General features: G+C 61.3%; 16 protein-coding genes, 1 tRNA gene and 2 rRNA genes (1 of these 19 cut by a window edge). 13 read left to right on the forward strand and 6 right to left on the reverse strand.

Translation table 11 applies throughout. The features are described from left to right. From HNS34_RS05290 to HNS34_RS05305, 4 genes are all read left to right on the forward strand, one after another. Positions 1–2,491 (forward strand): 23S ribosomal RNA (locus HNS34_RS05290); it begins 363 nt to the left of the window's first position. Positions 2,492–2,618: 127 nt separating this feature from the next. Further along, positions 2,619–2,733 (forward strand): 5S ribosomal RNA (gene rrf / locus HNS34_RS05295). A gap of 214 nt (positions 2,734–2,947) precedes the next feature. Then, positions 2,948–4,192 carry a glycosyltransferase family 87 protein gene (locus HNS34_RS05300; RefSeq protein ID WP_172318739.1) on the forward strand — a complete coding sequence of 415 codons (1,245 nt, stop codon included), beginning with the start codon at positions 2,948–2,950 and terminating at the stop codon, positions 4,190–4,192. 87 nt (positions 4,193–4,279) lie between these two features. Further along, a tRNA-Met gene (locus tag HNS34_RS05305) sits at positions 4,280–4,356 on the forward strand. Between the two features lie 103 nt (positions 4,357–4,459). Here HNS34_RS05305 and HNS34_RS05310 read toward each other — a convergent pair. The 5 genes from HNS34_RS05310 to HNS34_RS05330 form a co-directional block, all read right to left on the reverse strand. Further along, complete coding sequence (locus tag HNS34_RS05310) at positions 4,460–5,743, reverse strand: McrC family protein (RefSeq protein ID WP_172318741.1); 1,284 nt, start codon at positions 5,741–5,743, stop codon at positions 4,460–4,462. Continuing rightward, complete coding sequence (locus tag HNS34_RS05315) at positions 5,740–8,004, reverse strand: McrB family protein (protein ID WP_214647422.1); 2,265 nt, start codon at positions 8,002–8,004, stop codon at positions 5,740–5,742. Before HNS34_RS05315 ends, HNS34_RS05310 begins: the two co-directional genes overlap by 4 nt. A gap of 84 nt (positions 8,005–8,088) precedes the next feature. Then, positions 8,089–10,800: an ATP-binding domain-containing protein gene (locus HNS34_RS05320; protein WP_172318743.1), complete on the reverse strand. Its 2,712-nt coding sequence runs from the start codon at positions 10,798–10,800 to the stop codon at positions 8,089–8,091. 102 nt (positions 10,801–10,902) lie between these two features. Then, positions 10,903–14,328 (reverse strand): YhaN family protein, encoded by a 3,426-nt coding sequence (locus HNS34_RS05325; RefSeq protein ID WP_172318745.1) that lies wholly within the window; start codon positions 14,326–14,328, stop codon positions 10,903–10,905. Further along, positions 14,328–15,554, reverse strand: a complete 1,227-nt coding sequence (locus HNS34_RS05330) for a metallophosphoesterase family protein (protein WP_172318747.1) — start codon at positions 15,552–15,554, stop codon at positions 14,328–14,330. The genes HNS34_RS05325 and HNS34_RS05330 overlap by 1 nt, the downstream gene beginning before the upstream one ends. 125 nt (positions 15,555–15,679) lie before the next feature. Here HNS34_RS05330 and HNS34_RS05335 point away from each other — a divergent pair, with 125 nt between their 5' ends. The 4 genes from HNS34_RS05335 to HNS34_RS05350 all read left to right on the forward strand — a co-directional run bounded on the left by HNS34_RS05335 (position 15,680) and on the right by HNS34_RS05350 (position 18,954). Further along, on the forward strand, positions 15,680–16,006 hold the full coding sequence (locus HNS34_RS05335; protein WP_172318749.1) for a helix-turn-helix domain-containing protein: 327 nt from the start codon (positions 15,680–15,682) through the stop codon (positions 16,004–16,006). 11 nt (positions 16,007–16,017) lie between these two features. After that, positions 16,018–16,740 carry an ImmA/IrrE family metallo-endopeptidase gene (locus HNS34_RS05340; RefSeq protein ID WP_172318751.1) on the forward strand — a complete coding sequence of 241 codons (723 nt, stop codon included), beginning with the start codon at positions 16,018–16,020 and terminating at the stop codon, positions 16,738–16,740. A gap of 107 nt (positions 16,741–16,847) precedes the next feature. Beyond that, positions 16,848–18,035, forward strand: coding sequence for a hypothetical protein (locus HNS34_RS05345; RefSeq protein ID WP_172318753.1), 1,188 nt, complete (start codon positions 16,848–16,850; stop codon positions 18,033–18,035). After that, positions 18,010–18,954, forward strand: coding sequence for a hypothetical protein (locus tag HNS34_RS05350; RefSeq protein WP_172318755.1), 945 nt, complete (start codon positions 18,010–18,012; stop codon positions 18,952–18,954). The genes HNS34_RS05345 and HNS34_RS05350 overlap by 26 nt, the downstream gene beginning before the upstream one ends. A 209-nt stretch (positions 18,955–19,163) precedes the next feature. Here HNS34_RS05350 and HNS34_RS05355 read toward each other — a convergent pair whose 3' ends face one another. After that, positions 19,164–20,927, reverse strand: a complete 1,764-nt coding sequence (locus HNS34_RS05355; protein WP_172318757.1) for a hypothetical protein — start codon at positions 20,925–20,927, stop codon at positions 19,164–19,166. A gap of 502 nt (positions 20,928–21,429) precedes the next feature. Between HNS34_RS05355 and HNS34_RS05360 the strand changes: the two genes are divergently transcribed. From HNS34_RS05360 to HNS34_RS05380, 5 genes are read left to right on the forward strand one after another with little or no spacing between them, the layout of a single operon-like run. Beyond that, a complete protein-coding gene (locus HNS34_RS05360; RefSeq protein WP_172318759.1) occupies positions 21,430–21,639 on the forward strand; it encodes a helix-turn-helix transcriptional regulator in 210 nt (69 codons plus the stop codon). An 11-nt stretch (positions 21,640–21,650) separates the two neighbouring features. Continuing rightward, positions 21,651–22,139 (forward strand): hypothetical protein, encoded by a 489-nt coding sequence (locus HNS34_RS05365; protein WP_172318761.1) that lies wholly within the window; start codon positions 21,651–21,653, stop codon positions 22,137–22,139. Further along, complete coding sequence (locus tag HNS34_RS05370) at positions 22,136–22,996, forward strand: ATP-binding protein (protein WP_172318763.1); 861 nt, start codon at positions 22,136–22,138, stop codon at positions 22,994–22,996. Before HNS34_RS05365 ends, HNS34_RS05370 begins: the two co-directional genes overlap by 4 nt. A 23-nt stretch (positions 22,997–23,019) precedes the next feature. Further along, the gene (locus HNS34_RS05375; protein WP_172318765.1) at positions 23,020–23,610 is read left to right on the forward strand and encodes a hypothetical protein; all 591 of its coding nucleotides are present in this window, start codon (positions 23,020–23,022) and stop codon (positions 23,608–23,610) included. A gap of 13 nt (positions 23,611–23,623) precedes the next feature. Next, on the forward strand, positions 23,624–25,312 hold the full coding sequence (locus tag HNS34_RS05380) for a DEAD/DEAH box helicase (RefSeq protein WP_172318767.1): 1,689 nt from the start codon (positions 23,624–23,626) through the stop codon (positions 25,310–25,312). The last annotated feature ends 73 nt before the right edge of the window (positions 25,313–25,385 follow it).

Consider the following 25,385-nt stretch of genomic DNA (forward strand, 5'->3'; position numbering starts at 1 on the left):
GTCCGCCATAGTGGGTGACAGCCCCGTATACGAAGCTCGATTGGATGTATTAAGTAGGGCGGGACACGTGAAATCCTGTCTGAAGATCGGAGGACCACCTTCGAAGGCTAAGTACTCCTTACTGACCGATAGCGAACCAGTACCGTGAGGGAAAGGTGAAAAGCACCCCGACGAGGGGAGTGAAACAGTACCTGAAACCGAACGCCTACAAACAGTCGGAGGCTCCTTGAGGGCTGACGGCGTACCTTTTGTATAATGGGTCATCGACTTAGTGTATCTAGCAAGCTTAAGCCGTTAGGTGTAGGCGCAGCGAAAGCGAGTCTTAATAGGGCGAATGAGTTAGATGCATTAGACCCGAAACCGAGTGATCTAGGCATGATCAGGATGAAGGTAAGGTAACACTTACTGGAGGTCCGAACCCACACCTGTTGAAAAAGGTCGGGATGAATTGTGCCTAGGGGTGAAAGGCCAATCAAACTCGGAGATAGCTGGTTCTCCGCGAAATCTATTTAGGTAGAGCGTCATCCGAATACCCTCGGGGGTAGAGCACTGGATGGGTAATGGGGCCCCACAGGCTTACTGATCCTAACCAAACTCCGAATACCGAGGAGTACTAGATGGCAGACACACGGCGGATGCTAACGTCCGTCGTGGAGAGGGAAACAACCCTGACCTCCAGCTAAGGCCCCTAATTCATGGCTAAGTGGGAAAGCAGGTGAGACGACCAAAACAACCAGGAGGTTGGCTTAGAAGCAGCCATCCTTTAAAGATAGCGTAACAGCTCACTGGTCTAAATAAGTTGTCTTGCGGCGAAGATGTACCGGGGCTCAAGCCATGAGCCGAAGCTGAGGATGCACTTTGTGCATGGTAGCGGAGCGTAGTGTGAATAAACCCATTCCTCCTTAGCGTCCCTCGGGGCGCATTGGAGGACCGGGTTTTACTGTGAAGCCGGCCTGTGAGGGATCCGGTGGAGTGATCACTAGTGAGAATGATGACATGAGTAGCGACAAACAGGGTGAGAGACCCTGTCGCCGAAAGTCCAAGGGTTCCTGCTTAAAGCTAATCTGAGCAGGGTAAGCCGACCCCTAAGGCGAGGCCGAAAGGCGTAGTCGATGGGAACCAGGTTAATATTCCTGGGCCAGCCAGTAGTGACGGATCGAGAAGATTGTTCACCCTTATCGGATTGGGTGGGCCGTTAATCGGTTCCTGGAAATAGCTCTGGCATAAGATCGTACCCTAAACCGACACAGGTGGACCGGTAGAGAATACCAAGGCGCTTGAGAGAACGATGTTGAAGGAACTCGGCAAAATACCTCCGTAAGTTCGCGAGAAGGAGGCCCGGTTCCAAGGCAACTTGGAGCTGGGGGCACAAACCAGGGGGTGGCGACTGTTTACTAAAAACACAGGGCTCTGCGAAGTCGTAAGACGACGTATAGGGTCTGACGCCTGCCCGGTGCCTGAAGGTTAAAGGGAGGAGTGCAAGCTCCGAACTGAAGCCCAGGTAAACGGCGGCCGTAACTATAACGGTCCTAAGGTAGCGAAATTCCTTGTCGGGTAAGTTCCGACCTGCACGAATGGCGTAACGACTTCCCCGCTGTCTCCAACATCGACTCAGCGAAATTGAATTGCCTGTCAAGATGCAGGCTTCCCGCGGTTAGACGGAAAGACCCCGTGCACCTTTACTACAGCTTCGCACTGGCATCAGGTACAGCATGTGCAGGATAGGTGGTAGGCTTTGAAGCAGGGACGCTAGTCCTTGTGGAGCCATCCTTGAGATACCACCCTTGCTCTGCTTGATGTCTAACCGCGGCCCGTTATCCGGGTCCGGGACCCTGCGTGGTGGGTAGTTTGACTGGGGCGGTCGCCTCCTAAAGCGTAACGGAGGCGCGCGAAGGTTGGCTCAGAGCGGTCGGAAATCGCTCGTTGAGTGCAATGGCAGAAGCCAGCCTGACTGCGAGACTGACAAGTCGAGCAGAGTCGAAAGACGGCCATAGTGATCCGGTGGTCCCGAGTGGAAGGGCCATCGCTCAACGGATAAAAGGTACGCCGGGGATAACAGGCTGATGGTGCCCAAGAGTCCATATCGACGGCACCGTTTGGCACCTCGATGTCGGCTCATCTCATCCTGGGGCTGGAGCAGGTCCCAAGGGTACGGCTGTTCGCCGTTTAAAGAGGTACGTGAGCTGGGTTTAGAACGTCGTGAGACAGTTCGGTCCCTATCTGCCGTGGGTGTAGGATACTTGAGAGGAGTTGCCCCTAGTACGAGAGGACCGGGGTGAACGATCCACTGGTGGACCTGTTGTGGCGCCAGCCGCAGTGCAGGGTAGCTATGATCGGAAAGGATAACCGCTGAAGGCATCTAAGCGGGAAGCCCCCCTCAAAACAAGGTATCCCTGAGAGCCGTAGTAGACCACTACGTCGATAGGCCGGAGATGTAAGCGCAGCAATGCGTTCAGTTGACCGGTACTAATTGCTCGATAGGCTTGATTTGATCCAGTAGAAGCCAGACTTCTGCAGGTTGAAAGCAGGTTACTACACCACACACCATCAAAGTCGTAATTGACTTGGACTTTGGATTTTCACCGCGCGCAAGCGCGGTGGGGATGTTTCTTTCTCGGTTTGGTGGTCATAGCGCGAGCAAAACACCCGATCCCATCCCGAACTCGGCAGTTAAGTGCCGTCGCGCCGATGGTACTGCGTCTTAAGACGTGGGAGAGTAGGTCACCGCCAAACCTAGCAAGAAACATTCCGACGTATCCCTCTGACGATGATCATACGGAACCAGCGCCCCTCGGGGCGCTTTTTTCGTTTCTGGCATCATGTTTGTGGCCAATGCGCACCTTGTCTCCGGGCCTTTCCGATCTCGCCGATTGCCATATCCCCGGCAGTCCGCAAGAACGGTGGGCAAACCGCCTTGCGCGGGCGTGCGACAGGTGGCGGGCAAGTCATGAACAGCAGAACCGAGACGGCCACGATCGCCGTCGCCCTGAGTGCCCTCACCGGCTTGATCCTTTTCCAATTCTGGAACACCTGGGCCGCGGATCTGAGTGCCATATACCTCGCCGCGCGGTCCTATGGCCTGGGGCAGGAGGGGGTGATCTATCTTGCCCCGCCCGGCTTCTTCGGGGGCTCCGCCTCGCCCGAGTGGGAGCGGATGGTCGCCGCGCTTGGGTTCGAGGGCGAGGTCGCGTTTCCCTATGTCTACCCCCCGATCTGGGCCGCGCTCCTGTCCAGATTCGCCCTCTCTGTTGGACCACTGGCCTTCTTCAACACCGTGCTGGTGATCCACACCGCCGCCCTGATCGGTTCCGTCTTCCTGGCCTGGCGCATCGCGGATCGGCCCCGCGCGTCGCTGGCCACCTGGGTCGCGCTGAGTCTTCTGATCATCGTCCTCAGCAGGCCGTTCTTCGTCGCCTTCTGGCTGAACCAGCCGCAGATCCTGGTCACCTTCGTGGTGCTTCTGGGGTTCGAGCGCTACCGCCAGGGCCATTCCGTTTCGGCGGGCATGGTCCTGGGGCTCGCCGCAGCGCTCAAGCTCAACCCGGTCATCTTCGGTGTCATCTTCCTGATCGACCGGAACTGGAAGGCGGCGGGGGCGATGGCCGTGACCGGCCTCGCCCTGCTTGCGATCAGCATCCTGACCACCGGCATCGAGCTCCATCGCGACTTCCTCGAGCAGCTCTCCCGGGTGAGCGAGTACGCCCTCCTGACCCCGCTGAACTACGGGCTGGACGGTCTGCTCCACCTGCTTCAACACGTCGCCGAATCCAACGGCCCCATTGGCAGCGGAAGGGGAAGCATCTCGATCGTGGCCGCATCGCCGGTGATCCGCGGCATCGGTCTCATCGGCCTCCTCGCCGGGCTGGCAGTGGTCTGGTTCAAGGCCGTCTCACGACCCTGCCCGGACTTCCTCCTGTGGAAACTGCTCGCCGTCTGGACGATCTCGATCTTCTTCGGTCCCCTGGCCTGGAGCCACTACCTGATCGGCCCACTTCTGCTGCTGCCCGGCCTCCTGCTGACCCGCCCCACGCGATGGGGTACGCTCTGCATTATCGTTGCCCTTGTCCTTCTCTCCCACCCGGTCCAGTTGCTCTTCGTCACGTCGGAGACCTTCTACCTGTGGCTGATGGCTGTCGGCGCCATTTCGCTGTGTTTCCTCATCCTGGCGGCCCTCTTGCGCCCGACGAGATGAGGGCTCCGGCCACTGGAAAATCTTGGCGGAAATCTCGGCTTTGGCCCTTGCACCCACCCCGCAGACCGACTAAATACCCGCTATTGGCGCGGGATGGAGCAGTCCGGTAGCTCGTCAGGCTCATAACCTGAAGGTCGTAGGTTCAAATCCTACTCCCGCAACCAAATTCTTTCGTGTTTCCAGACGTTTAGACGCCGCCCTCCGGAGCGGCGTTTGCGTTTGAGCTATCCGTGGAAGCACTGTGGAAGCAAGAGGGGCCGAAGTCCTTCATACCGCTTCGTAAATCGGTTCCTGCGATGACCGTTGCTTCCAGTGCCGCTCGATCGGGATCATCGCATCGATACCGGCCGGGATCCCGCTGCCAAAGGCGAGCTCTCGAACATCGACCGCGACGACATCCAGTACCGGCCGCTCTTCGGTCATGAGCACGAACTCGGTGATCCTTCCTGGCGGGCAGTCCCTTGAGGCCGGGTAAACGAGCGTGAGTCGCTTGCAGCGGTAGCGACTGGCGTAGGCGTTCATCTGATACGCGTCGCCGCTCGAGACGCCAAAGTTCGCTTCGCCGAGATCGAGACGCTTCCATTTTGCATCGAGAATCGCGACGGTCTCAAATTCGCTCTGAATGGTGATGTCGGGGCGCAGCAGGAAGCCCGCCGTCGCGAGGTTCTTCACAGGGCTCTGCAGTCCTACAGAAAGGCGACCACCATCCTGCGCCTGACAGGCGTGCCGGATGCGCAGCCCAAGAACCGTCTCGAAGAGCTTTTCCATGTTGAACAGCAAAGCCGAACCAACTGCATCGCCGGTGCGAATATCCGGGTACAGGCCTGACAGGAGCCAGTGGGCCCGCGCAAACACCGGCTCCCAGTGTCGGATGGTCCGATCAAACCGCAGGGCATCGACGTCGCGAGACGTGATCCTTCGATCGCTCACCTCGTCAAAGCGGTGGAGAAACGCCGCCACCATCGCCCGGGTCCTCGGGCTCAGCGCGAATCCGAGAAGAATCCGGAGGACGCCCTTCAGCGTTTGATTGTATGGGTTGTCGATGCTGCGTTCGTCGAAGCGACAAAGCAGATGAGAACGGTCGAATGCGTTCGCGCGGAGATGTTCGGTCAGCTCGAGCCGTCCGCGGATGGCGTTGAGGTTCTCCGTCCTCTCCGAGTACCGGGCAATGGCCCCGCCTCGGAGAGCGGATTTCACCTGGCCGCAGAAATCCTCGATAAAGACGTCGAGGAGGTGGCTGTGCTGCTGCGCGAGGCCGGCATCGCCCACGCGCTTTGATCCAAGCTGACCTGCGCGCGCAAGCATGGCCACCAGCAGGCCCCGCATGTCTTCGCTGCCATGGTCGATCTTGGGAAGCACCTCGATCGCCAGCTGATCGGTTTGCAGGACCCCGCAGAACGGCCCGAACTTCAGCGTGCGGTGGCCCCACGCGAGTGTGCCCGCCGGAAGCCGTCCGGCGAGTTTCACGATACCTTCTGCCTCGTGCTCGCTGATATCGCCACCCGAACCGATGCTGACGGCCTCCCTTTCTCGGACGGTCAGGCGTCTCATTCCGGCGGCTCGTAGATCTTGCGGATTGCGTCCGGTGTGATCTCGTCTTCCCGAATGATCTCGAACGCCTCGCCGTCCCCGATTTCGGTCGGGTCCGCCTTTGGAAAGAGCACGGCAGCACTCTGCGCGCGCGCCCGGACCAACTGCAGCTCCTCCTCCACGGCCTGGTCGGCGAGGACGTATCGGATTTGCCGCCAGTCGTCGTAGAACGCCTCTTGCAGGAACGGCAGTATCTCCCGCGAAAATACACGACGCAGCTCGTCGAAGGACTTCACATGGTAAAGGTAGCTGTGGCCGAGGGTCTGGTCGCGATGCAGCAGGCGGGACAGGCGGGAATTTATGGCCTGCAGAAGCTGACGCAGGTCGATCGCGTTGCCCTCACCGTCATCGATCGATTCAAGCAGTTCCGGCTTCGGGGTGAGTTCCTCGAACCGGAACCGGCGCCGCAAGGCGCTGTCGAGCAGAGCGATCGAGCGGTCCGCGGTGTTCATAGTGCCGATGACGTCGACATTCGCGGGCACACCAAAACGCTCACCAGAGTAAGGGAGCGTCACTTCCAGGCCCATGCAGCTCGCCAAGCGGTTTCCCGAGGCACCTATGCGGATGCGCTTGTCCACTTCGACCAGCGTAATCAGCTCGCCGAAGATCTTGGCGACATTTCCGCGATTGATTTCGTCGATGAAGAGGGCGAACCGCTTGTCCGGCGCGCGCCGGGCCCGATCGCAGAGCCGCTTCAACACCCCTGGCCGCACCTCGTAGGTGACGGCCCCGTTCTCCGTGACCGGGCGAATGCCCTCGACGAAGTCCTCGTACGCGTAGCTCTGATGAAACGTCACGAACTCGAAGCGATCACCGGCCTCGTCCTGGTATCGCGGCAGGTAATCGTTCTTGAGGCGGTGGGTCTTCCCGGTCCCGGGCGGGCCGTAGAGAATGAGGTTCAGGGGCGGCGTGAGTTTCTTTGGAGATGCATCTCCAGAACCGGTGTCGTCCCCCGGCGGAGTAGCGCCCGATGCAATAGGTGAAAGCGCCTTCCATAAGCGCTCCAGGGTCCGGGCAGCCTTTGCCTTGATCTCGATTCCGGAAGACTGCGGGTTCCATTCCTGGCCGGGCTCGCGGTTTTGCAGCTGTTCCAGAGGGACGATTTCGTCCGACGTTGCATCGCGGACGGAGTCGAATGCCACGTCAACGAAGCGCGTCGTCTCTCCGGCGTCGGCCCGGGCCTGTTCCCAGTGGTCGGCTTCATAGGGCGCGCGCGTGACCTTTCCAACTGCAACGACTCCTTTCGGAGGGCTGCCGGTGCGGATCAGAAAGACGCGGTCACCCTCGCGCGGCTTGCTCGAGCTGCAGCGCCATCGGTTGTCGGCCTTCTCCCCGCTGATCGTCGTGGCGCGGTCGGCCGCGAGTGTGTCCCAGGTCCATCTGGAGGGATTCCAGCTGAGTAGCCAGTTCTTCGTCTGGTTCTTCCACTGGGACTCGAACTCTTCCTGGTAGAAATCGATGTCCGAGCCATGCTCTTCTTCAAGTCTGCGGCGCAGCTCGAGCAGAGCGCGGTCGATCTCGACAGTGCTCCACTTCTTGATCTCCTTCTCCGGCGTATCTCCGAAGCCGGCGAGGATCTGGCGCTTGTCGCCCTCAGAACTGATCCGTTCGAAGGTATCGGGAAACAGCAGGTGTGGCAGGATGTGGATCAGCTGTCGGTGCCGCGCCTCTGGAAGGCTGCTCAACCAGCCGGAGAATGCCCAAGGATCCGAAGCGATCTGCTCGCGCTCGGAGCCATCGCGAGCCGTGAAATCCCGCAAGGCGCCGATGAGAAAGACCAGCTCGCGCCACCGGTGCGTGTTGTATGCGGTGCCGGCCGACCCGATGCCTTCGAGAACGCCGTCTGCCAGGAGTGGGTGGGTCGCGTTCAGGTCCTCGCCCGACCACGACCAGATCTCCAGTACGTTCTCGCGTTTCTTGGCGGCGCCGACGTTCGACGGGAAGAGCAGCATAAGCCACAGGCTCTCGGCCATCAGCTGGCGGCAATCAGGGGAGCCCTCCGAGAGCTGCACCTTCAATTTTGAGAGAAAATCACCCTCGCCGGCATCGAGGTTCTTGACGAAACGCTGGTCCAACTCGTCCAGCAGTTTCCGCGATAGAAGTTCCTTGCCGTCCGCGAATACGGCCAGCCCCGCCGTGAGCGATGTATCGCGCCATTTCCGAGCAGCGTTGTAAATGGGTTCGACGTGGTGATTGGGATTATACCTTGACAAAGTGTTCACTTTCCCTGTCGGCGGATGCACCTTCTGTACTCACATCGTGCATACCAAAATTTGCGTGATATTTTTTGTCCCTGCATGGCCTTTTCAAATCGACCAATCCTCTCCGAAGTGATGCGAGAGCGGTTCGATCTGCTCTGGAACTTGGCTTTTGAAGGTTACCCCCAGATAGGTTGCAGCACGCGTTGCCCCCACATAAAGGTATTTTGAAAATAGATCAGGATGCTTGGAGACCGTTTGGTCGAGGTCGACAAAGAAGACAGCTTCAAACTCCAAGCCTTTGATGTGCCGAATGTTGAATACTCGTACATCCCGGTCGTTGCCGACAACCTTTCCGTCCTTACAGGCGACAGCAGAAAGGTTGATCTCTTCCAGCCGATCGTTGAGTTCCAGAGCCAGCGGTTCCACCTGCTCTTCTTCATTCACCAAAACGGCAATTGTCGTGGCCTTCTGAACCATTCGATCGATCTCGTGAATGCGCTTGGTTAGCCATGCTGCGACGGCAGAGTTGTCGCCGAGGCTTGCATGCCAAACTGGAGGCAATCCCTCAGCATCGAGGCGGTCGGGCAGGACGATGTCATCTGCCTGAGAGCCGCCGATGGTGGCAATTTGCTTTGCAAGATCAACAAGGCGTCGGCTTTGGCGGTATGAAACTGTAATAGATTTGCGTTCGATATTCTCGCCTATCCAGTTCAGCGCTTCATTCGATTTGAGGCCCCAAGAAGTCAGTCGTTGATTTATGTCCCCACAAAGAAAGAGCGAGCCGGTCAATGGATGCGCGAGCTCGTTCATGCAAGCGAGCTGGACCCGCGAAAAGTCGGTTGCCTCATCGACGAGAACCTGTGCCCTTTGAATGTATCGTATGGATGCGAGTGGCCCTGCTGCTGGAAGTTCCAGCCCGGTTCGGCTGCGATAGTTGTTCAACAGCTCGTTGGCGATCTGGAGCGTCGCCAGGATCACAAGGTCAAGTTCTTGCCAGTGGATATCCGACGCCTTGGCGGGCGTCGCCTCGTACCACCGTTCTACCTTCGTCATTTCGCTGCGGAAGCGCTTGTATCTTGTCGGGATCCCACGGAGGAAAAGCCGTTCAAGGCGCTCGAACCTCCTTAGTCGTGACTGTTCGACTAACAGCTTCCCAAGCTCCGAAATCTCGGCATCGGCTGGGATGCGGTCCGGACCCAGCCACTCGAGAAGCAAGCCATCTTGCGACTTCTCCGAGACGCGACGTCGCGCCCGCCGGGCCTTTGCCAAAGACTTCAGGGCACGTTCAAAACGCACCAAGGCTTGCTGCCGGCTGACTGGACGACCGGCTTGCGGCGCACTGGCCTGTTCCTCTTCGTCCTCTAGCGCGGCTTCGAGTTCGTCATCCTCGTCCGCGTCTTGTGGATCTGCGGCGAGCTGCCGGGAGATTTCTCGGCGAAGGAGGTCGGGGAAGTTGCGATCGGCATGAGTGAGAGCGTTGCGCGCTCGCGTGAGAATGCGGTTGATTGCCTCGGTCCGTGAGGAAATTGCCTCCCGGATTTCGGGAATAAGTCTGGCGACACTCTGCATCGTATGCGCATAGAAATCACGACGAGGCCTATTAAATACTTCCCCCAACAACTCCCCAATTACGCTCAGATCCGGTGCGTCACTCTTCGCCAACAGATCTGCATCTGCACGCAGTTCGTCCGCAACTGAGGCGTCGATGTACTCTCGAAATTCATCATACCATTGAGCCTCGTCCAGCACTTCAGACTTGAGGTAGTCCTGCGTACGTCGTTCGACGAACGGACCAGTTCCCGCGCTCGTTCGCAGCAAGCCAAGCTCCTCGCGCGCCAGCTCACGGCGAAACTCGTCCCAAGTCCGGATGTGCCCGTCACTTGCGGCCAGACCTTCCTTGTTGAACGCCTCCTTTACATATTGCCTAAGCAGCTCGGTCGGAGAGAACAGTATCCAGCTGCTCTCATGCGGCCTGCCCGTTTCTTCCTCCACTTGTCGGATGAGTCGCGTCTCTTCCCCCGACTCTTCAAGCGCCTGCCGGTCCGTCTTCTGGCCAAGGCGTCGGATGAGCGTTGTGGTTTTACCTGTTCCCGGTGGCCCAGAGAGGAAGCAACGACTGTTGATGGGCATCCGAAAGATCTCATCCTGGTGCCGATCAAGAATCGGCTGATCACGCAGGCCCATTTGCGTGAGGATCGCGCGGCGCACGCCCTCTACGATGTTCGCGTCAGTTTCGTCGTCCCAAAGCGCCTCAAGGTCGCCCTCTTCGATGTGTGCGCTCGGTTCCAGTAGCTCACGCAGCGACCCAACGGTGAAGCGCCCGAGGCTCCGTATGTCGATCTCCGTGTCCTTGGCGTCCCACTGTCCCTGCTCGCGTTGTGGCTTGAGGCGCGCAGAGCTATCGACCAGAAGGTCTCGCTCGGTGCTGCCGATGCGAAATGTGCCTTCATCGCCAGCTGCCAGGGATGCGATGCGACCCAGTGGTGCCCTGTAGCTCGCAATCTTGAAGCCGGGTATTGAACGGGGAGTGCCGCGAGTGATGAAGATGGTCTCTTGTTCATCTTTTTCGTCGATGAAGTGTATGCGCGCGATGACAGGCTGCTCGATCAGTGCAGCAAGAGCGTCCATTTCTGCATCTGCGACTTTCCCGAGATGGCTCACCTGCTGCGGACTGTTGAGTGTATTAATGCTTGCAAACGCACTGGCGTCGCTCTTCCGGTGCGATGTCCGTGCCGCCTCTGCGTCACCGGCCACCTTTTCAATGCAGGTCAGCGAGTCTCTCGCGATATCGGCAAGGACGGCCTCCTTGTTATTCATGCTCATCTCCCTATCCGTCGAACTCGAATTTTGACCTGCCACACGATAAGAGCGCTGCCAGGTCGTGGTGCAATTGGTGCGAGCAATAAAGTGCTTGCAAGATCAGAGTAGATGAATGATTGGCTGCGTATCACACACATCCCTCGCAATTTCGACAACATGCCGGTGATGAGTCAGGTAGATTGCTTGACCGCTCCGTCCGATCCGCTCCATGAGACGGCACGCGGCACGCGTTCGATCCTCATCGAAGGTCTCGAAAACATCGTCACAGAAGAAGGGCAGCTGAACGCCCTGTGCTACCATTTGCTCGTAGGCCGCCGCGCGCAGCGCCAGATAGAGTTGGAACCTCGTTCCCTTCGACATGTCGCTGATCTGCTTGGGGGTGCCGTTCGCATCGATCGCTAACAAGATTTCAGCCGCACCGTCCGGTTGCGTCAGCAGCTTCTGGTAGGCGCCATTCGTGAGCTCCGCAAATGCACGCTCCGTGGCTGCCATCATGTCGCTCCGATGCCTGTCGCGATAGCGGCGGATGGCGTCTTCGGCGAGGCGCAGACCGAAGTCCCACTCCAGGTAGTTAAGAACCGCCTCTTCAATCTGAATCTGCAACGTGGCGCGCCGCTCGACCAGTTCCGCGATCTCTGCGCCGCCGGTGACATTGCCGAGGTCGCGTTCAGCATTCGCCCGCGCTACGGTCGCGGTGGACATCCGCTCTTCTGCGAGGTTGAGATCGGTCTCTAGCGACAACGCCTTCGCCTCGAGTGTTGTAGCGGTTTCATCGGCAAGTAATTGGCGGGCTTCCTCGACCCTCCGCAGCGAGAGGTCGTCAAGGATCTGCCGTTCGAGTTCAGCGACTCGTTCTCTTTTTACGATGACGTCGAGGCCCTTGCCCACAGCGGTCCGCAGAGCGTCAATAGTGCTGGTAGCCACCGTCTCCGGGAACACCGCACCAAGTTCCAACACTTTCCTGTCGATGTCTTCGAGCTTCGCCTCGAGTTCCGTTCGCCGAGTTGCACCCTCCTCAAGCCTAGTGCCGAGCTCCTCGTGCTGTGATTTGTCGGCCTGCGCTTGTTCTGCGAGCTCCCGCAGGCGCCGGAACGTGTCGAGAGGGTCGTTCTCCGCGATGCCGAAACGTACACCAAGGGCGCTGCAGGCTTCCATGAACCGGCGTTGGTCGTCCTGCATCGTGTCAACCTGACGTTCGGCTTGTCGTCGCTTCTCGTTATGCTCGCGTAGTTCGCGCAGCTGCCCGAGACCGGCGGCAAGTTGCTCGGGTGAGAGCGTCTCGCCGAAAAGCTCATGTACCTTTGCGCTCCAGGCCGCAGCAGTCCTCTCGGCGGTGTCCTCAAGGACTCCCTGTTCGCCTTGCCGGCGTTCGAGATCCTCCTCGAGGGCGGCGGTCTTGTCTGAGGCTGCCCGCACCTCTTCCTGGTGGCGCCGTTCGTTTTCGGCAAGACGCCGCGCGGCGAGCAACGCTGCATCCAATGTCGGGGTCTCCAAAGCGACGAGGGGCGTGAGTGCCTGACGAAGCTGCTCTGCCCGATCCAGCGTCTCCCGGTGGTGTTCGACAAGCCTGTTCCGTTGCCGCTCAGCGGTTATGGCTTTGCTGTGTAGCGCAACCCAGTCCGAAAAAGCCGAAGGGGAAAGCGCCGGAAGCCCGATTTGCGAACATAGAACGTGGACTTGGCTCTCGAGCCCTCGTGCCAGCTCGGCGAGCCCATCGTGCTGTTCCCGAGCCGTCGTCGCGCGTGCTTCCGCGTCCGCCAGATCCTGCAGGAGCTTTCGCAGTTCGCCGAGCTCGCTGGCGTGGGCGAGACGCGCCGCGTTGATGTCGTCCACCGTTTTCATCGCCGGCGCAAAGCTGTCGGCGCTCTCGCAAGTCAATGTCTCGCGATGCGCTTGCCACAGGGCGTCACGTCGGGCCCGGGCCTCCTGTTCCTCTTCGTCACTGGCAATCCTTGCGTCTTCCGAGAGCCGGGTGGTTTTCGCCTTCACGGCGGCGATGTCCTCGTCCAAACTCTCCAGCCTGTCGTCAAAGCGTCCGAGCTTCTCCGCCAGATCGGCATGGCGTTGGGCAGTGTCTGCTGCTGTCGATGGATCGGCCGGGCAGGCCGGGAGGGCGCTGAAGGTGCATGCACCTATGGCGAGCGCGTCGAGCGCCTGCTCCAGCGCCGTGTCGGCAGACGCGATGGCTTGTGTCGCCGTGGCGACTGCTGGTGCAAGTGCATCGACGTCGAACCGCTTGAGCAGATCCACTAAACCCATCTGCGGCGGAGCTCCCAGCAATGATTGATGAGCCTTCCGGGCTTGCTCGATGCGGGTCTGCAAGCCCGCGATCTCGCGTTGCTCGGTCTCCCAGGCCGCGGCGGCGTCTCGCATCTTGTCACGCAGGCCTTCAAGGATGGCAATTTCTCCCGGAGACGTGACAAGTGCGGTGACATCGCAATCTTCGGGTGCCCCCAGATCCTGAGCGATGCGTGCCATGTCCGAAAGAGCCTCCTCATGGGCCCGTTCGCGTCTGGGAAGGTCCAGCACCGCCGTTTGCATCCGGCTGCGCAGTTCGTCCAGATCGTCCAACTGCTCGCCGAGGGCCAGGCGGTCCGCGTCTATGACCAGCACGGCGCGCGCCGTTTCCGCATCGTCAAGTTCGTCCCGCAGCCGCTGCAACTCGGCATCCGCCTGTCCCCGGTCGGTCCTCATAGTGACCAGATCTTCGGGATTGATGTCGATCCGCTCGGGATAGTCGGCGTAGTCGGCGATCTCGTCCGTGAGGCGGTCCATCTCACCCAGTTTGGGCAGGGCCCGGCGTAGCGCGGCAATCTGCGCCTGTTCGGTGCGAAGCTCGTCCCTTGCCTCCCGAGACTGCGCCTCTTCCCCCTTGGCGGCCTGAAGCGCATCCTTCAGCTTGCGCCATGCGTGGGCGCTGACATCAAGGTTGCGGATGTTGGTCTCGACCTCGCCTAGCTCGCGCTTCAGTTCCGCGACCCGAGTGGTACTGGCGCGCTTTTTGTAGAGGCTGCTTGCCTCGGCCCGCGCCTGTTCGAGAACGGCATTGAGGTCTGCGACACCAGCCGCCGCGGAGAAAAGCAATCGGCCGATATCGCCTCGCGCGCTGGCGATGTCCTCACCGCCTTTTTCGATGGTGTCGTCGTCGAGGCAAAGCAGGCTGCGGTAGTCGTCGAGCGACAGCCCGCCGAGGTGCGAGGCGATCGCGGTCTCGGGCAGGGCCGCGTCGGCCTCTCCCCTGAGGTTGCCGCTGCGAGACGGCAGTCGCGTGAGCAGGCGGGTTTCGCCTCCGATGTCGAGCAGACCGGAAACGCGAAGATTCTGTCGCTGGTGCTGAAACCCATAGGGCTCCCGATGGGGAAAGCCGTAGAGAAGACGCAGATAGGCTTCCATTGTTGTGGTTTTGCCGGCTTCGTTTGAGCCGTAGATCACATGGAAATCCGAAGCCTGACCGGCTTTCCCGAAATCGAGGACCTTGCCCGTGAAATGACCAAAAAAGTCGAGAGAGAGCCGCTCGATCCGCATCAGGGAGTAGCTCCCTTCATTCGCGCAAGGATCCGTTTTGCGCCGGCTTCTGCGAGACGCCGCGCAAGCTGGTCCATTGCAGCTTCATCAGGTAACAGCTCGGCACGCCGTTGCGGCGCCATCTCCTGCAGAATGCCCTCAATCTCAGCACGGCAGTTTTCGGAAAAACTGGGCTCCTCGCTGATGGTTTTCATGATCTCAGCCAATTCGTCCGTGGCGCTGTGCCCGGGCTCTGCGGTGTCGGACAGGTCGAACACGACCTTCTCCAGCCAAAGCCTGCCCGTCTCCCGAGCATATTGCGCCGCGGCCTCTTTCCAGACGTCCTGATCGCGCAGAACCTGCCAACGACGCCGCGTGCGACCGGTCAGTTGCAGACGGATCACGGCGCTTTCCGACACCAGGTTTCGCGCCGTGTCTCGTAGGGTCCGTCTAAGCATATCGCGCAGGGCGTCGTCGCTGTCGGTATCCGTGGCGTCGATCTGGAGGTGCAGGAACTCGACGGCCGAGGTCGGCACTTCTTCGATCTCGATTGCCTTGTCGATGGTCAACAGCGTGGCGGATTTCGGACCGGGCTCGCCGATATCGCGTCCCTGGGGTGTTCCGGGCATCACGACCCATGGAGCCTTGGAGTGGACCTGCCGGCGGTGAACATGCCCCAGCGCCCAGTAGTCGAAGCCGGCATCTGTCAGGTCTCCAACCGTACAGGGTGCGTAAGGATCGTGGCCCTCTGCGCCCGCGAGGGAGGTATGCAGTATCGCGATGTTGACTGCGCCTTCGACTGGCGCCGGGAACTTTGGCAGCAAACTTTCCGGGGCATGACGGTTGGCGAAGCTGACGCCGTGGATCCAGACGTCTTCCGCGAGCTGCACCTTGCAGCCGCGCCCGTCAAAGACATGAACGTTATCAGGCAAGGTCAACTCGCCGGTGAGAGGGTTCTCGGCGTCGTGGTTGCCCTTGATATAAAACACGCGGATCCCGTGTTCGCGCAGCCGCTCCAGTTGTAGCGTCAGAAAGCTGGCGGTCCGGGCGCTACGTTCTGCCCCATCGAACAGATCCCCTGCAATCAGAAGCGCGGCCACATCTTCGGCAAGCGCGATGTCGATGATCCTGGTGAGCGCGGTGCGGCTCGATGTCCGGACCCGATCCCGCAGCTCGGGATCGCGAAGCGCGAGGGACCTCAACGGGGAGTCGAGGTGCACGTCCGCTGTGTGAAGGATCTTTGTCATGAATTTGCTTCCAGTCCCGTAAGTGACATCCCGCTTCGCTGTTGATCCTTTTCGGACTAAGGAGTATCAACTCGCATATCCGCGAACAAGCGGATTGACAGGGAGAAGCACGTGATGGACCGCATATGTCTGCTGACAGTGTGACCTTCGGCCAGGCGATATCGAAGGCCCGCAAGGCACTCGGCCTCAGCCAGAAGGAGCTCGCAGCGCGCGTGAAGAAGGAGGAGAGCGGCGGGTCGATTTCCCCGCAATACCTCAACGACATCGAGCACGACCGGCGCAGCCCCAGCTCAGGGCATCTGATTCGTCAGTTCTCCGGGATCCTGAACATCCCCGAGGATTATCTATTCGCGCTGGCCGGGCGCCTGCCGGACGACCTTCGTACGGACGCGTCCGATCCGGACAAGGTGGTCAAGGCTTTTGCCAATTTCAGAAGGACATTGAAGGAGTAGGGAGGTGCCGCATGGTGAAGATGATCCCCGACAACATGGGACGTTTCGCGCGGCGGCCCTTCTATCAGGAGCGTGAGCTCGACAATGAGTGCGAGCGGCTGATCGGTGAGCTCCTGCTGAAGCGCAGGGGGAAGATCGCGTATCCGGTGGACACCGAGGATCTGGAAGTCTTGATCGAGATGCACGACGCCGATCTCGACAGCTGCGCCGATCTCTCGTCCTATGGGGACGATGTAGAGGGCGTCACCGAGTTCTTCCCCGATCGCGGCCCGAAGGTTTCAATCTCGGACCGGATCGCCGCAGACGATCGGCGCGAGAACCGACTGCGCACGACCCTCACCCACGAGTTCGGGCATGTGAAGTTCCATGGGCCCCTGTGGGCCGAGAAGTTCGCGACTGGCGACATGCTGGAGCGCGGCGTCAACGCCAACAAGGCGATCTCCAAGCGCGACAACATGCTGAACGCGCCTAAAACGGACTGGATGGAATGGCAGGCCGGCTACATCAGTGGAGCACTTTTGATGCCGGCGACGCCCGTCCGGCGGCTCGTTTCGGACTATTGTAGCCCGCGCGAACTGCACGGTGATATCCACAAGGACTCGGACCATGCTGGCAACCTGGTGCAGTTGTTAGTGAAGCAGTTCGCTGTATCCGAAGAGGCGGCGCGCATCCGGTTGCTCAAGCTGAACCTGATCAAGACAGTGCTCGGCTCAGCCTCACTCTTCGACCGATAATCGCAAATCCGCAGAGGCGCGTATTTTTTCGATTGACTCCGCTCTGCCGCGCGATACGCTGAAAAGCAGATCAGCCGATCTATGGAATCAGCGCAAGGAGAATCAGCGTGACTGCTCTGTCTGCACTTCTTCGCAAGACGCCCGGCGAGGCGCTTCGCGAATACTTCGACCGGCCGGAAATCGGCCTCCCCACCGATTTCGACTGGACGGTTCCGGAGGAACATCTGCCTGGGCCACTCAAAGGTGCCATCGAAGACATGTCGCGGCGCCAGCGCGACCGGATCCTCAACGATGCCGAGCGCGTCACTGGGCTTGCTGACGAGCCGGGGCAGGCTGCGCTCTACAGTGTTGCCGAGGACCCCGCGTATCTTGACGGGCTCGCGAACCCGCACGCGCGGGCGCTCTGGATGTTTATCAATGCGCAGGACCACTTCCGCCATGCCGAGGAAGTTCGCTTTACCGAGGACCAGCGGCGCGGCCGGATGTGGGCGGGCTACATGACCGAGCCTGGACATGACGTTCAGCGTGATGGAGCGGCCCGTCATGCCTTCGTCTCGGCGATCAAGGAGTTTTCTGGCGCCGCCCATGCACATGTCGACATCTTCGACCGGGTCAGGACGACCCACGAGGGCGACGAATGCGACCTCGTGCAGGTGACAATCTACCGCGAGGGGCGTCCCGACGATCTGCTCCGCTTCGACGAAAACGGAGCGCTCGTGCGTCAGGCCTATCGGCCGGTATTCGAGGCAGCGGTGACCTATGAGCCCGCAAACGGCGGTATCGAGGTGATCGCCAACGACAAGCTGACGCGGATCGAAATGGTCAAGGCGGCGGTGACACACCTCCTTGGCATCGAGTTCAAGGAGAACCGCCTGCCGCTTCGCTGCTACGATCTGTCCGTGCTTCTGACGCCCTATGACTTCCCGGTCGATCCGGAGGACGGAATCGAGGGCGTCGAGGTGCGCGAGCTACGCCTCATGCCAATCGACGACAGCAGCCGCCGGGTGACGCTGGAGAACATGGCCCGAGCGGACGGCACCATCTGGTCGATGGCGGAAGAATTGTTCGAGGATCGCACGCCCTTGCGCGACGGGTTTGTCATCACACGGGCGAAACTTGCGGTGAAACTTGCCAAGCGCCCGGGGGGCGACAGGCGGCGCACACTGACCCTTGCGATCACCTGGCCGCATGGCTGCAACCTGAAGGATCGCACTGCGACCGAGCAAATGATCGGCGAGAAATATCTCCGGCGATGGGGGATCCTGGTCGATGACCTGCAGCTCTTCGAGGATTGATCTCGCTGCCCGCCGACTGCTGTCGTCCATCGCCGGGACCCGTGATGCGCGGGTCTCGGCCATGGCGTTGGCGCACATGCGTGGCGCAGGCACGGTGTTAATCGATGCCGGACTGCTCGTGCAGCGCGGCGGCGCGATGTCCGTAGTCGCAGAAGACGATCTGGACGACAGCCCGATCTCCGTCATCGTCCACCCGGTCACCGGCCAACATGGGCATCTCGGCAACGCGACTTGGCAAGACGAGCGCGCGAGCGAACGCCGCCGCGTATATGCACTCGACATGGCGGCAGTAGCTCGGCGGGTGGTCGGCCAGCTCGATTGCACGCTTAGTGACGATCCCGTGCCGTACCTCGACGGCGTGGTGCTGGATTTCGGGACGGCGCGGTTGCCGAGGCGCAGGGCGCGCGTCGGCATCTGGGTCGCGCGCGGTCTGACAGCGCCAGCGGCTTTCGCGGAATTACGTCAAGTTGTAGCGCAGCGTCCGCCGGACGGCCTTCGTTTGGTCATCTTCCTGGACCGGCTGGATCGTCATCGATTACGATTCATCCGAGGTCATGAACTCGTCGGGCTGGCGGACGTGGTCGATCATGAGGATGGCCTTGCCGTCTCTCCGGAAGTTCTGGCTGCCCGCCTGATGAAGGGCCCGTCGCACCAAGGTCCTGTCTGGGTGTCGGGCGATGGCGGGGTGCTGATCGTGCACGGCAGATGGCACGAGTTCACCGGAGGCAAGCAGAAGATCGCCGTTGCGATGCTCGCCGAGGCGTGGCTGGACGGCGATCCGGTACTGACTGTCGCACGCGTGCTCGAGGAGGCCGAGTGCGGCGCGTCCGTGAAGCGGTTGAAGGACCTCTTCGGTGGCCATCCCACTTGGCGCGAGGTGATCAGGGAAAATGGAACCAGTTGTTGGCTAGAAGTGTGACGTACCAAGCTGGATAAGTCATTGAACATAAAGTAATGTGCCAAGAAGTATTGGCCCTCGCCATAACGTCGCGACCCTGCGCTTTGAGTATTCGACCCGTCGCTCCGAAGGTCGTGCGTCGCATGGGTGGAGCCGCCGCTCGCTGGAGGCGGAATAAGCGTTCATGATGCGGAGGCGTTCCGTCAATGGGGGTTGGCTAACTAACTGCATCAAGCGAGTAGCGTCCGAAATTGTTCGCCGAGATGTTCGAGCACGTCGATGACGCCGTCGTAGATGATGTCTAAGGCTCTTCCGTAGCCATCGTTAAGAGTGGCTGGATCGACGCCAAGCCGTTCGAGGTGAACGAGGGTTCCGCCCGACTCGTGGGCGTCGGCGATCCGAAGATCGTTGTTCACGAAAAGCGCGGCCAATGCCGGGTTCCGGTATGTCAGATCGTCTTCCTGCGGGTCTGCTCCGAACGCCTCTACGCTTTCGCTCTCCCCGTTGAGTCGCTCTGCGATGTTCGTTAGGGCCTGCAGCAGCTTGAGGCTGCCGAAGCTCTTCACGGCATCTTTCCGGTGCCCGCCCGCGAGCACAAGGTCCCTCAGGATACCGTTGGGGATGCGCTGCCAGAACTCGTGCAGACGCTTGCATCGGGACAGGAAGGCTTGCTCCGTCATGTCGAGCGGGGCGACCTGCGACAGTCGCACGAGCTCAGGATAGTCCCGGAAACCTTCGGTCTGCAGCCTGGTACGGGAAAGCTTCACGATTTCTTCCGGCGCCCGGTTCTTGCCGATTTCACGGGAGACCTGTGCGAACAGGTCGCCGAGGTTCATGGTAGCTGCGACAAGCCGCGCAGTCTTCGCCGGCATATGCTCTTCGGCTGGATCTGATAAGCCTACCAGTGTTGGCGATACGGCATGAGCGTGCGCGTGGATGATCTCACGGTCGGGCTTGGGCTTATAGAGCTCCCGCATCGGCACGCGGATCAGGTTCCGACCAACTCGGACGCATCCGCTGAAGCCCCATTGGCCGAGATATGACGGGCTACAATGCCACTGCCCATCCGGATCGACCACCGGAATGGCATCATAGCGATCATTTTGTTCGTAGCGCTCTAGAAAGCGGTCATCGAGATGAACGAGGCTCAGGTCCACCAAGGCGTTGGCGTCGTCGTGGGTCATAGGCTTAGTCCATCCCGGCCAGATCAAACCGTCGGCCGTAGGTTCGTCGCAAAGCGCGGGCGGAACGGCAACGACCGCCGCCCAAACCTGAATAAGCAAACCGCCATCGAACTCCCGAATATCGAGTTCGTACCAGCCGGCGTCGGGCTTGAGAACAACATGACCCTTTCCGCCCATGAGCGTGCGCAAGCCCCCTTCATCCGGAAGCAGAGCCTTATAGTAAAACGTCCGCACGCCGTGCAGGCCCCTCATCCAAAGGTAACGCCGCAGGGCGGTGTTCGACATTGTCCAGCAAACGTCGCGCGAAGACTTGAAGTAGTGTTGCGCCGTCGTTTCCCCTTCCGCCACGCCGAAGACCGGAACGGACAGATCATCGTAGACGATACGCTGTCCTTCGCCCCCAACCAGACGGCTAGAAAGCCCTAGAGCCATCCAGACTTTCTCGGAAAGTGTATAGCTGTAGAACGATCCGCACCCGAGCGACGCGACGATGGGATCGTGACCGTCAACGGTAGAGGGGTTGTATGCCCTCAGTCCGCCCTTGTGTCGCACGTCCGGAGTTGAGAAAGATACGACGCCGTCGCTCGCCGCTCTGGGGATCCCGAGGGACGCAAGATCCTCCTCCGGCACCGCGATCATGATCATCTGATCAAACTCTTGGGCCGGGCCGTCGGAGGATTTCTCCCGCCGTGTCGTGACTGCGACCGGCAAAGCGGGATCCGCAGCTTTTATCGGCGCGAGGAGGTCGTGCAGCCGGTGGGGTAAGAGATCCCCGGTGATCGGAAATTCGGCGACGTAATCGATCAGCATGGGTGAACTGCAGCTTCTGAGAACGAGATATTTCGACTTTACCGGACAAACGACTGGACGACACCCCTCCTGCGGTATTCTTGATTTTGGGGCAGCCTTACAACGTAGTCGTACAGAGTGTGCAGTTCCTCAAGCGAAGCATGCGCAATGAACATAAAAAGGTCGAGCTGCAGGTCTTGGCCTAGTGGGTATACTGAAACGCGGGGTCCGCAACTTCTCTTGTGCCCGCAAATGGCCATCCTCTCACCGCAGGGGTCCATGCTGAGAAGTTGTTGGCGCACTGAACCACCACGAGCAGTTTGGCTTACCTCGGTCCCAAACGACCTTCGCGTAGCCATTGCCATGTTGCGTTCGAAGGCTTGAGTCGCCGCACCACGGGTGCGTCTTTTTTCCACTTGAGCTGCATTCCTCCCGTCTCCCCTCCCTGGCTCCTCCCGCTGCCCTCCCGGGCGCTCCCCCATTCTCCTTCGCAGGCATTCGGCCAAACGCGAAGGAGACGAAGATGTCAGTCACACACCTCAACCAGGTCGAGCTTGCGGCTCGCTGGAAGATCAGCCCGCGCACGCTGGAGCGCTGGCGCTGGACGGGCGATGGGCCCGCATTCATCAAGATCGGCGGCCGGGTAGTTTACCGGCTCGAGGACGTCGAGACCTTTGAGCGCACGCAGCTGCGCGCCAGCACCGCCGACACCACCCCCAAGCCTGCGGCGTGAGGGAGGTGATCATGAACATCCCCAACATCATCACGCTCGACGCGCTCCGGCACATGGCTGTCGGCGAGATCGCGGCGCTGCCGGCGGAGGAGCTTGCTCGGCTGCACAGCGAAGCCGACGAGGCTTTGCGCTCGGCGAAGAGCCTGCGCGACTGGCTCGAAGGCGCCATCGCTCTCCGCTACGGCGACCGGGCCGCACAGGCGCGGCATGAGGCCGGAAAAGACACCGGGACCGTTCGGTTTGCCGATGGTGCGGTCACCGTGGTCTCCGACCTTCCGAAGCGGGTCGAATGGGATCAGGACCGGCTTGCCGAGTTGGTCGAACGCATCCGGGCCGAGGGCGATGACCCGCGCGCCTATGTCGATGTCAGCCTGAAGGTCCCCGAGCGCAAGTTCACGGCCTGGCCCCCCGCCATCCGCAGCGCGTTCGAGAGCGCGCGCACGGTGCGCACCGGCAAGCCGACTTTCCGCCTCGTCCTCGACGGGGAGGCGCCGGCATGACCCTTCCCATCATCAGCGCCGATGCGCGCCTCGCGGAGCCCCGCGGCATCAAGGGCTGCATCTTCGGCAAATCGGGCATCGGCAAGACGACATTGCTTTGGACGCTCGATGCGCAGTCCACGCTCTTCATGGACCTGGAGGCGGGTGACCTCGCGATCGAGGGCTGGCCGGGCGACACGATCCGACCGCGCACCTGGACCGAATGCCGCGACTTCGCGGTCTTCATCGGCGGGCCCAACCCCGCGCTGCGGGACGAGCAGGCCTACAGCCCGGCGCATTACGAGGCGGTCTGCGCCAAATTCGGCGATCCGGTGGCGCTCGAGCGCTACCAGACCATCTTCGTCGACTCCATCACCGTGGCGGGGCGGCTGTGCTTCCAATGGTGCAAGGGCCAGCCCGAGGCGGTCTCTGAGAAGACCGGCAAGCCCGATGTCCGTGGTGCCTACGGGCTGCACGGCCGCGAGATGATCGGCTGGCTCACGCATCTGCAGCACACGCGGGCCCGGAATGTCTGGCTGGTGGGGATCCTCGACGAGAAGCTCGATGACTTCAACCGGCGGTATTTCGCGCCACAGATCGATGGCTCCAAGACTGGCCTCGAACTGCCCGGAATCGTGGATGAGGTCATCACGATGGCCGAGCTCGCGGCTGAGGGCGGCGACCCCTACCGGGCCTTCATCTGCCAGACGCTCAACCCCTGGGGCTACCCGGCCAAGGACAGATCGGGGCGTCTCGCGCAGATCGAGGAGCCGCATCTCGGGCGGCTGATGGAGAAGATCCGCCAGCCGGCACTGCCTGCATCGGAGCGCTTGCGCTTCACGCGGCCCGAGGCCGCGCCCGCCCAATCCGACAATTGAACAGACCAGAAAGGACCATCGCAATGTCCGGTTCATGGAACGACTTCAACGGCGCCAAGAACAACGCCAATCTGATCCCCAAGGGCACGCTGGCGAAGGTGCGCCTGACCATCCGGCCCGGGGGCTTCGACGACCCCGCGCAGGGGTGGACCGGCGGCTACGCCACGCGCGGCAGCACCGGCTCCGTCTATCTCTCGGGTGAGTTCACCGTGCTCGAAGGGCCCTATGCCCGGCGCAAGGTGTTCAGCCTGATCGGGCTCTACAGCCCGAACGGGCCCAACTGGGCCAATATGGGGCGCAGCCTCGTGCGCGGCATCCTCAATTCCGCGCGCGGCATCTCCGACAAGGACAACTCGCCCGAGGCGCAGGCGGCGCGGCGGATCAATGGCTTCGGCGATCTCGATGGCATCGAATTCGTCGCCCGGATTGATATCGGGTCCGACACCAACGGTGACGACAAGAACGAGATCCGCGGCGCCGTCACGCCCGACCACAGGGACTATGCGAGCCTGATGGGGGCGGCGCCGCGCCCGACACCCGCAGCGCCCGCGCAGCCCTCGGCCGCACCGCAAGCCCCGACCGGCGCCCCCGGGCGCCCGTCCTGGGCGCAGTGAGGGGGGATCGGTCATGCTGCTTCGCCCCCGCCAGAAACAGTTCGTCGAGCGCAGCCTGTCTGCGCTCGACACCCACGGCAACGCGCTCGGTGTCGCGCCGACCGGTGCCGGCAAGACCATCATGCTCTCTGCTGTCGCAGGCCGCGCCGTGGGCGGCACCGATGCCAAGGCCTGCGTGCTGGCGCATCGTGACGAGCTGACGAGCCAGAACCGGTCCAAGTTCGCACGGGTCAACCCGAACATCACGACCTCGGTGGTGGACGCCCGCGAGAAAGCCTGGAATGGCCAGGTTACCTTCGCGATGGTGCCCACGCTGGCGCGCAGCGGCAATCTGGACGCGCTGCCCACGCTTGATTTGCTGGTGATCGACGAGGCCCACCACGCGGCCGCGGAAAGCTACCGGCGGATCATCGACCGCGCGCGCGACCGCAACCCGGAATGCCGGATCTACGGCGTAACGGCCACGCCCAACCGGGGCGATCGCAAGGGGCTGCGCCCGGTCTTCTCCAATGTCGCCGACCAGATCAAGATCGGCGAGCTGATCGCATCCGGCCATCTCGTCCCGCCCCGCACCTTCGTCATCGATGTCGGCGTGCAGCACCAGCTGGGGCAGGTCCGCAAGACCGTCGATGACTTCGACATGGACGCGGTGGACGCGATCATGAACCGCGCGCCCGTCACGGATGCAGTCATCCGCCACTGGCAGGAGAAGGCGGGTGATCGGCAGACCGTGGTGTTCTGCTCCACCGTCGATCACGCGCGCAACGTCGCCGCGGCCTTTGCGGCAGCCGGGGCGCCATCCGGGCTGGTCCATGGCGACATGAGTGCCGCCGAACGGCGCGCAACGCTAAGTGCCTATGCGGCCGGCGAGTTGAGGGTCGTGGTCAATGTCGCGGTGCTGACCGAGGGCTGGGATCACCCGCCCACCTCCTGCGTCGTGCTGCTGAGGCCCAGCTCCTACAAGTCGACCATGATCCAGATGATCGGCCGGGGGCTGCGCACCGTGGACCCGGCCGAGCATCCCGGCTTGATCAAGACCGATTGCATCGTTCTCGATTTCGGCACCTCCACGCTGATGCACGGGGCGCTGGAGCAGGATGTCGACCTCGACGGGCGCGAAGCATCCGGTGAGGCGCCCAGCAAGGAATGTCCCGACTGCGGTGCCGAGGTGCCGATCGCCACCATGGAATGCCCGCTCTGCGGCCATCTCTGGGAGCGCGACGAGGATGCCGGCTCCGAGCCGCTTGGCGCCTTCGTGATGTCCGAGATCGACCTGCTGAAGCGCTCCAGCTTTCGCTGGGTGGACCTCTTCGGTGACGATGGCGCGCTCATTGCGAACGGGTTCAGCGCCTGGGGCGGCGTCTTCTTTCTCAATGGCCGCTGGTATGGGATCGGGGGCTTGCCGCGCGAGCAGCCGCGGCTTCTCGCCGTGGGCGAGCGCACGGTCTGCCTTGCGGCGGCCGATGACTGGCTCAACGAGCATGAGAGCGACGAGAGCGCCCACAAGACCCGCCGCTGGCTGAATCAGCCGCCCACGGACAAGCAGCTGGCCTGGCTGCCGGCCGAGTACCGGCAGGATTTCGGGCTCACGCGCTATCAGGCCTCGGCGCTGCTGTCCTTCCGCTTCAACCGCGCGGCGATCCGCGCGCTGGTGTTCGGGGCCGAGGGCACGGCCGCCGATGCGATCGGGAGGGCGGCATGAGCCATGGCGTCATCATCCCGACTTTCCGCCGCGGACCGGCATCGGCTCTGGCATCCGCGTGGCACGCTCTGTG

Source organism: Alterinioella nitratireducens (assembly GCF_013155465.1).
GTDB lineage: Bacteria > Pseudomonadota > Alphaproteobacteria > Rhodobacterales > Rhodobacteraceae > Alterinioella > Alterinioella nitratireducens.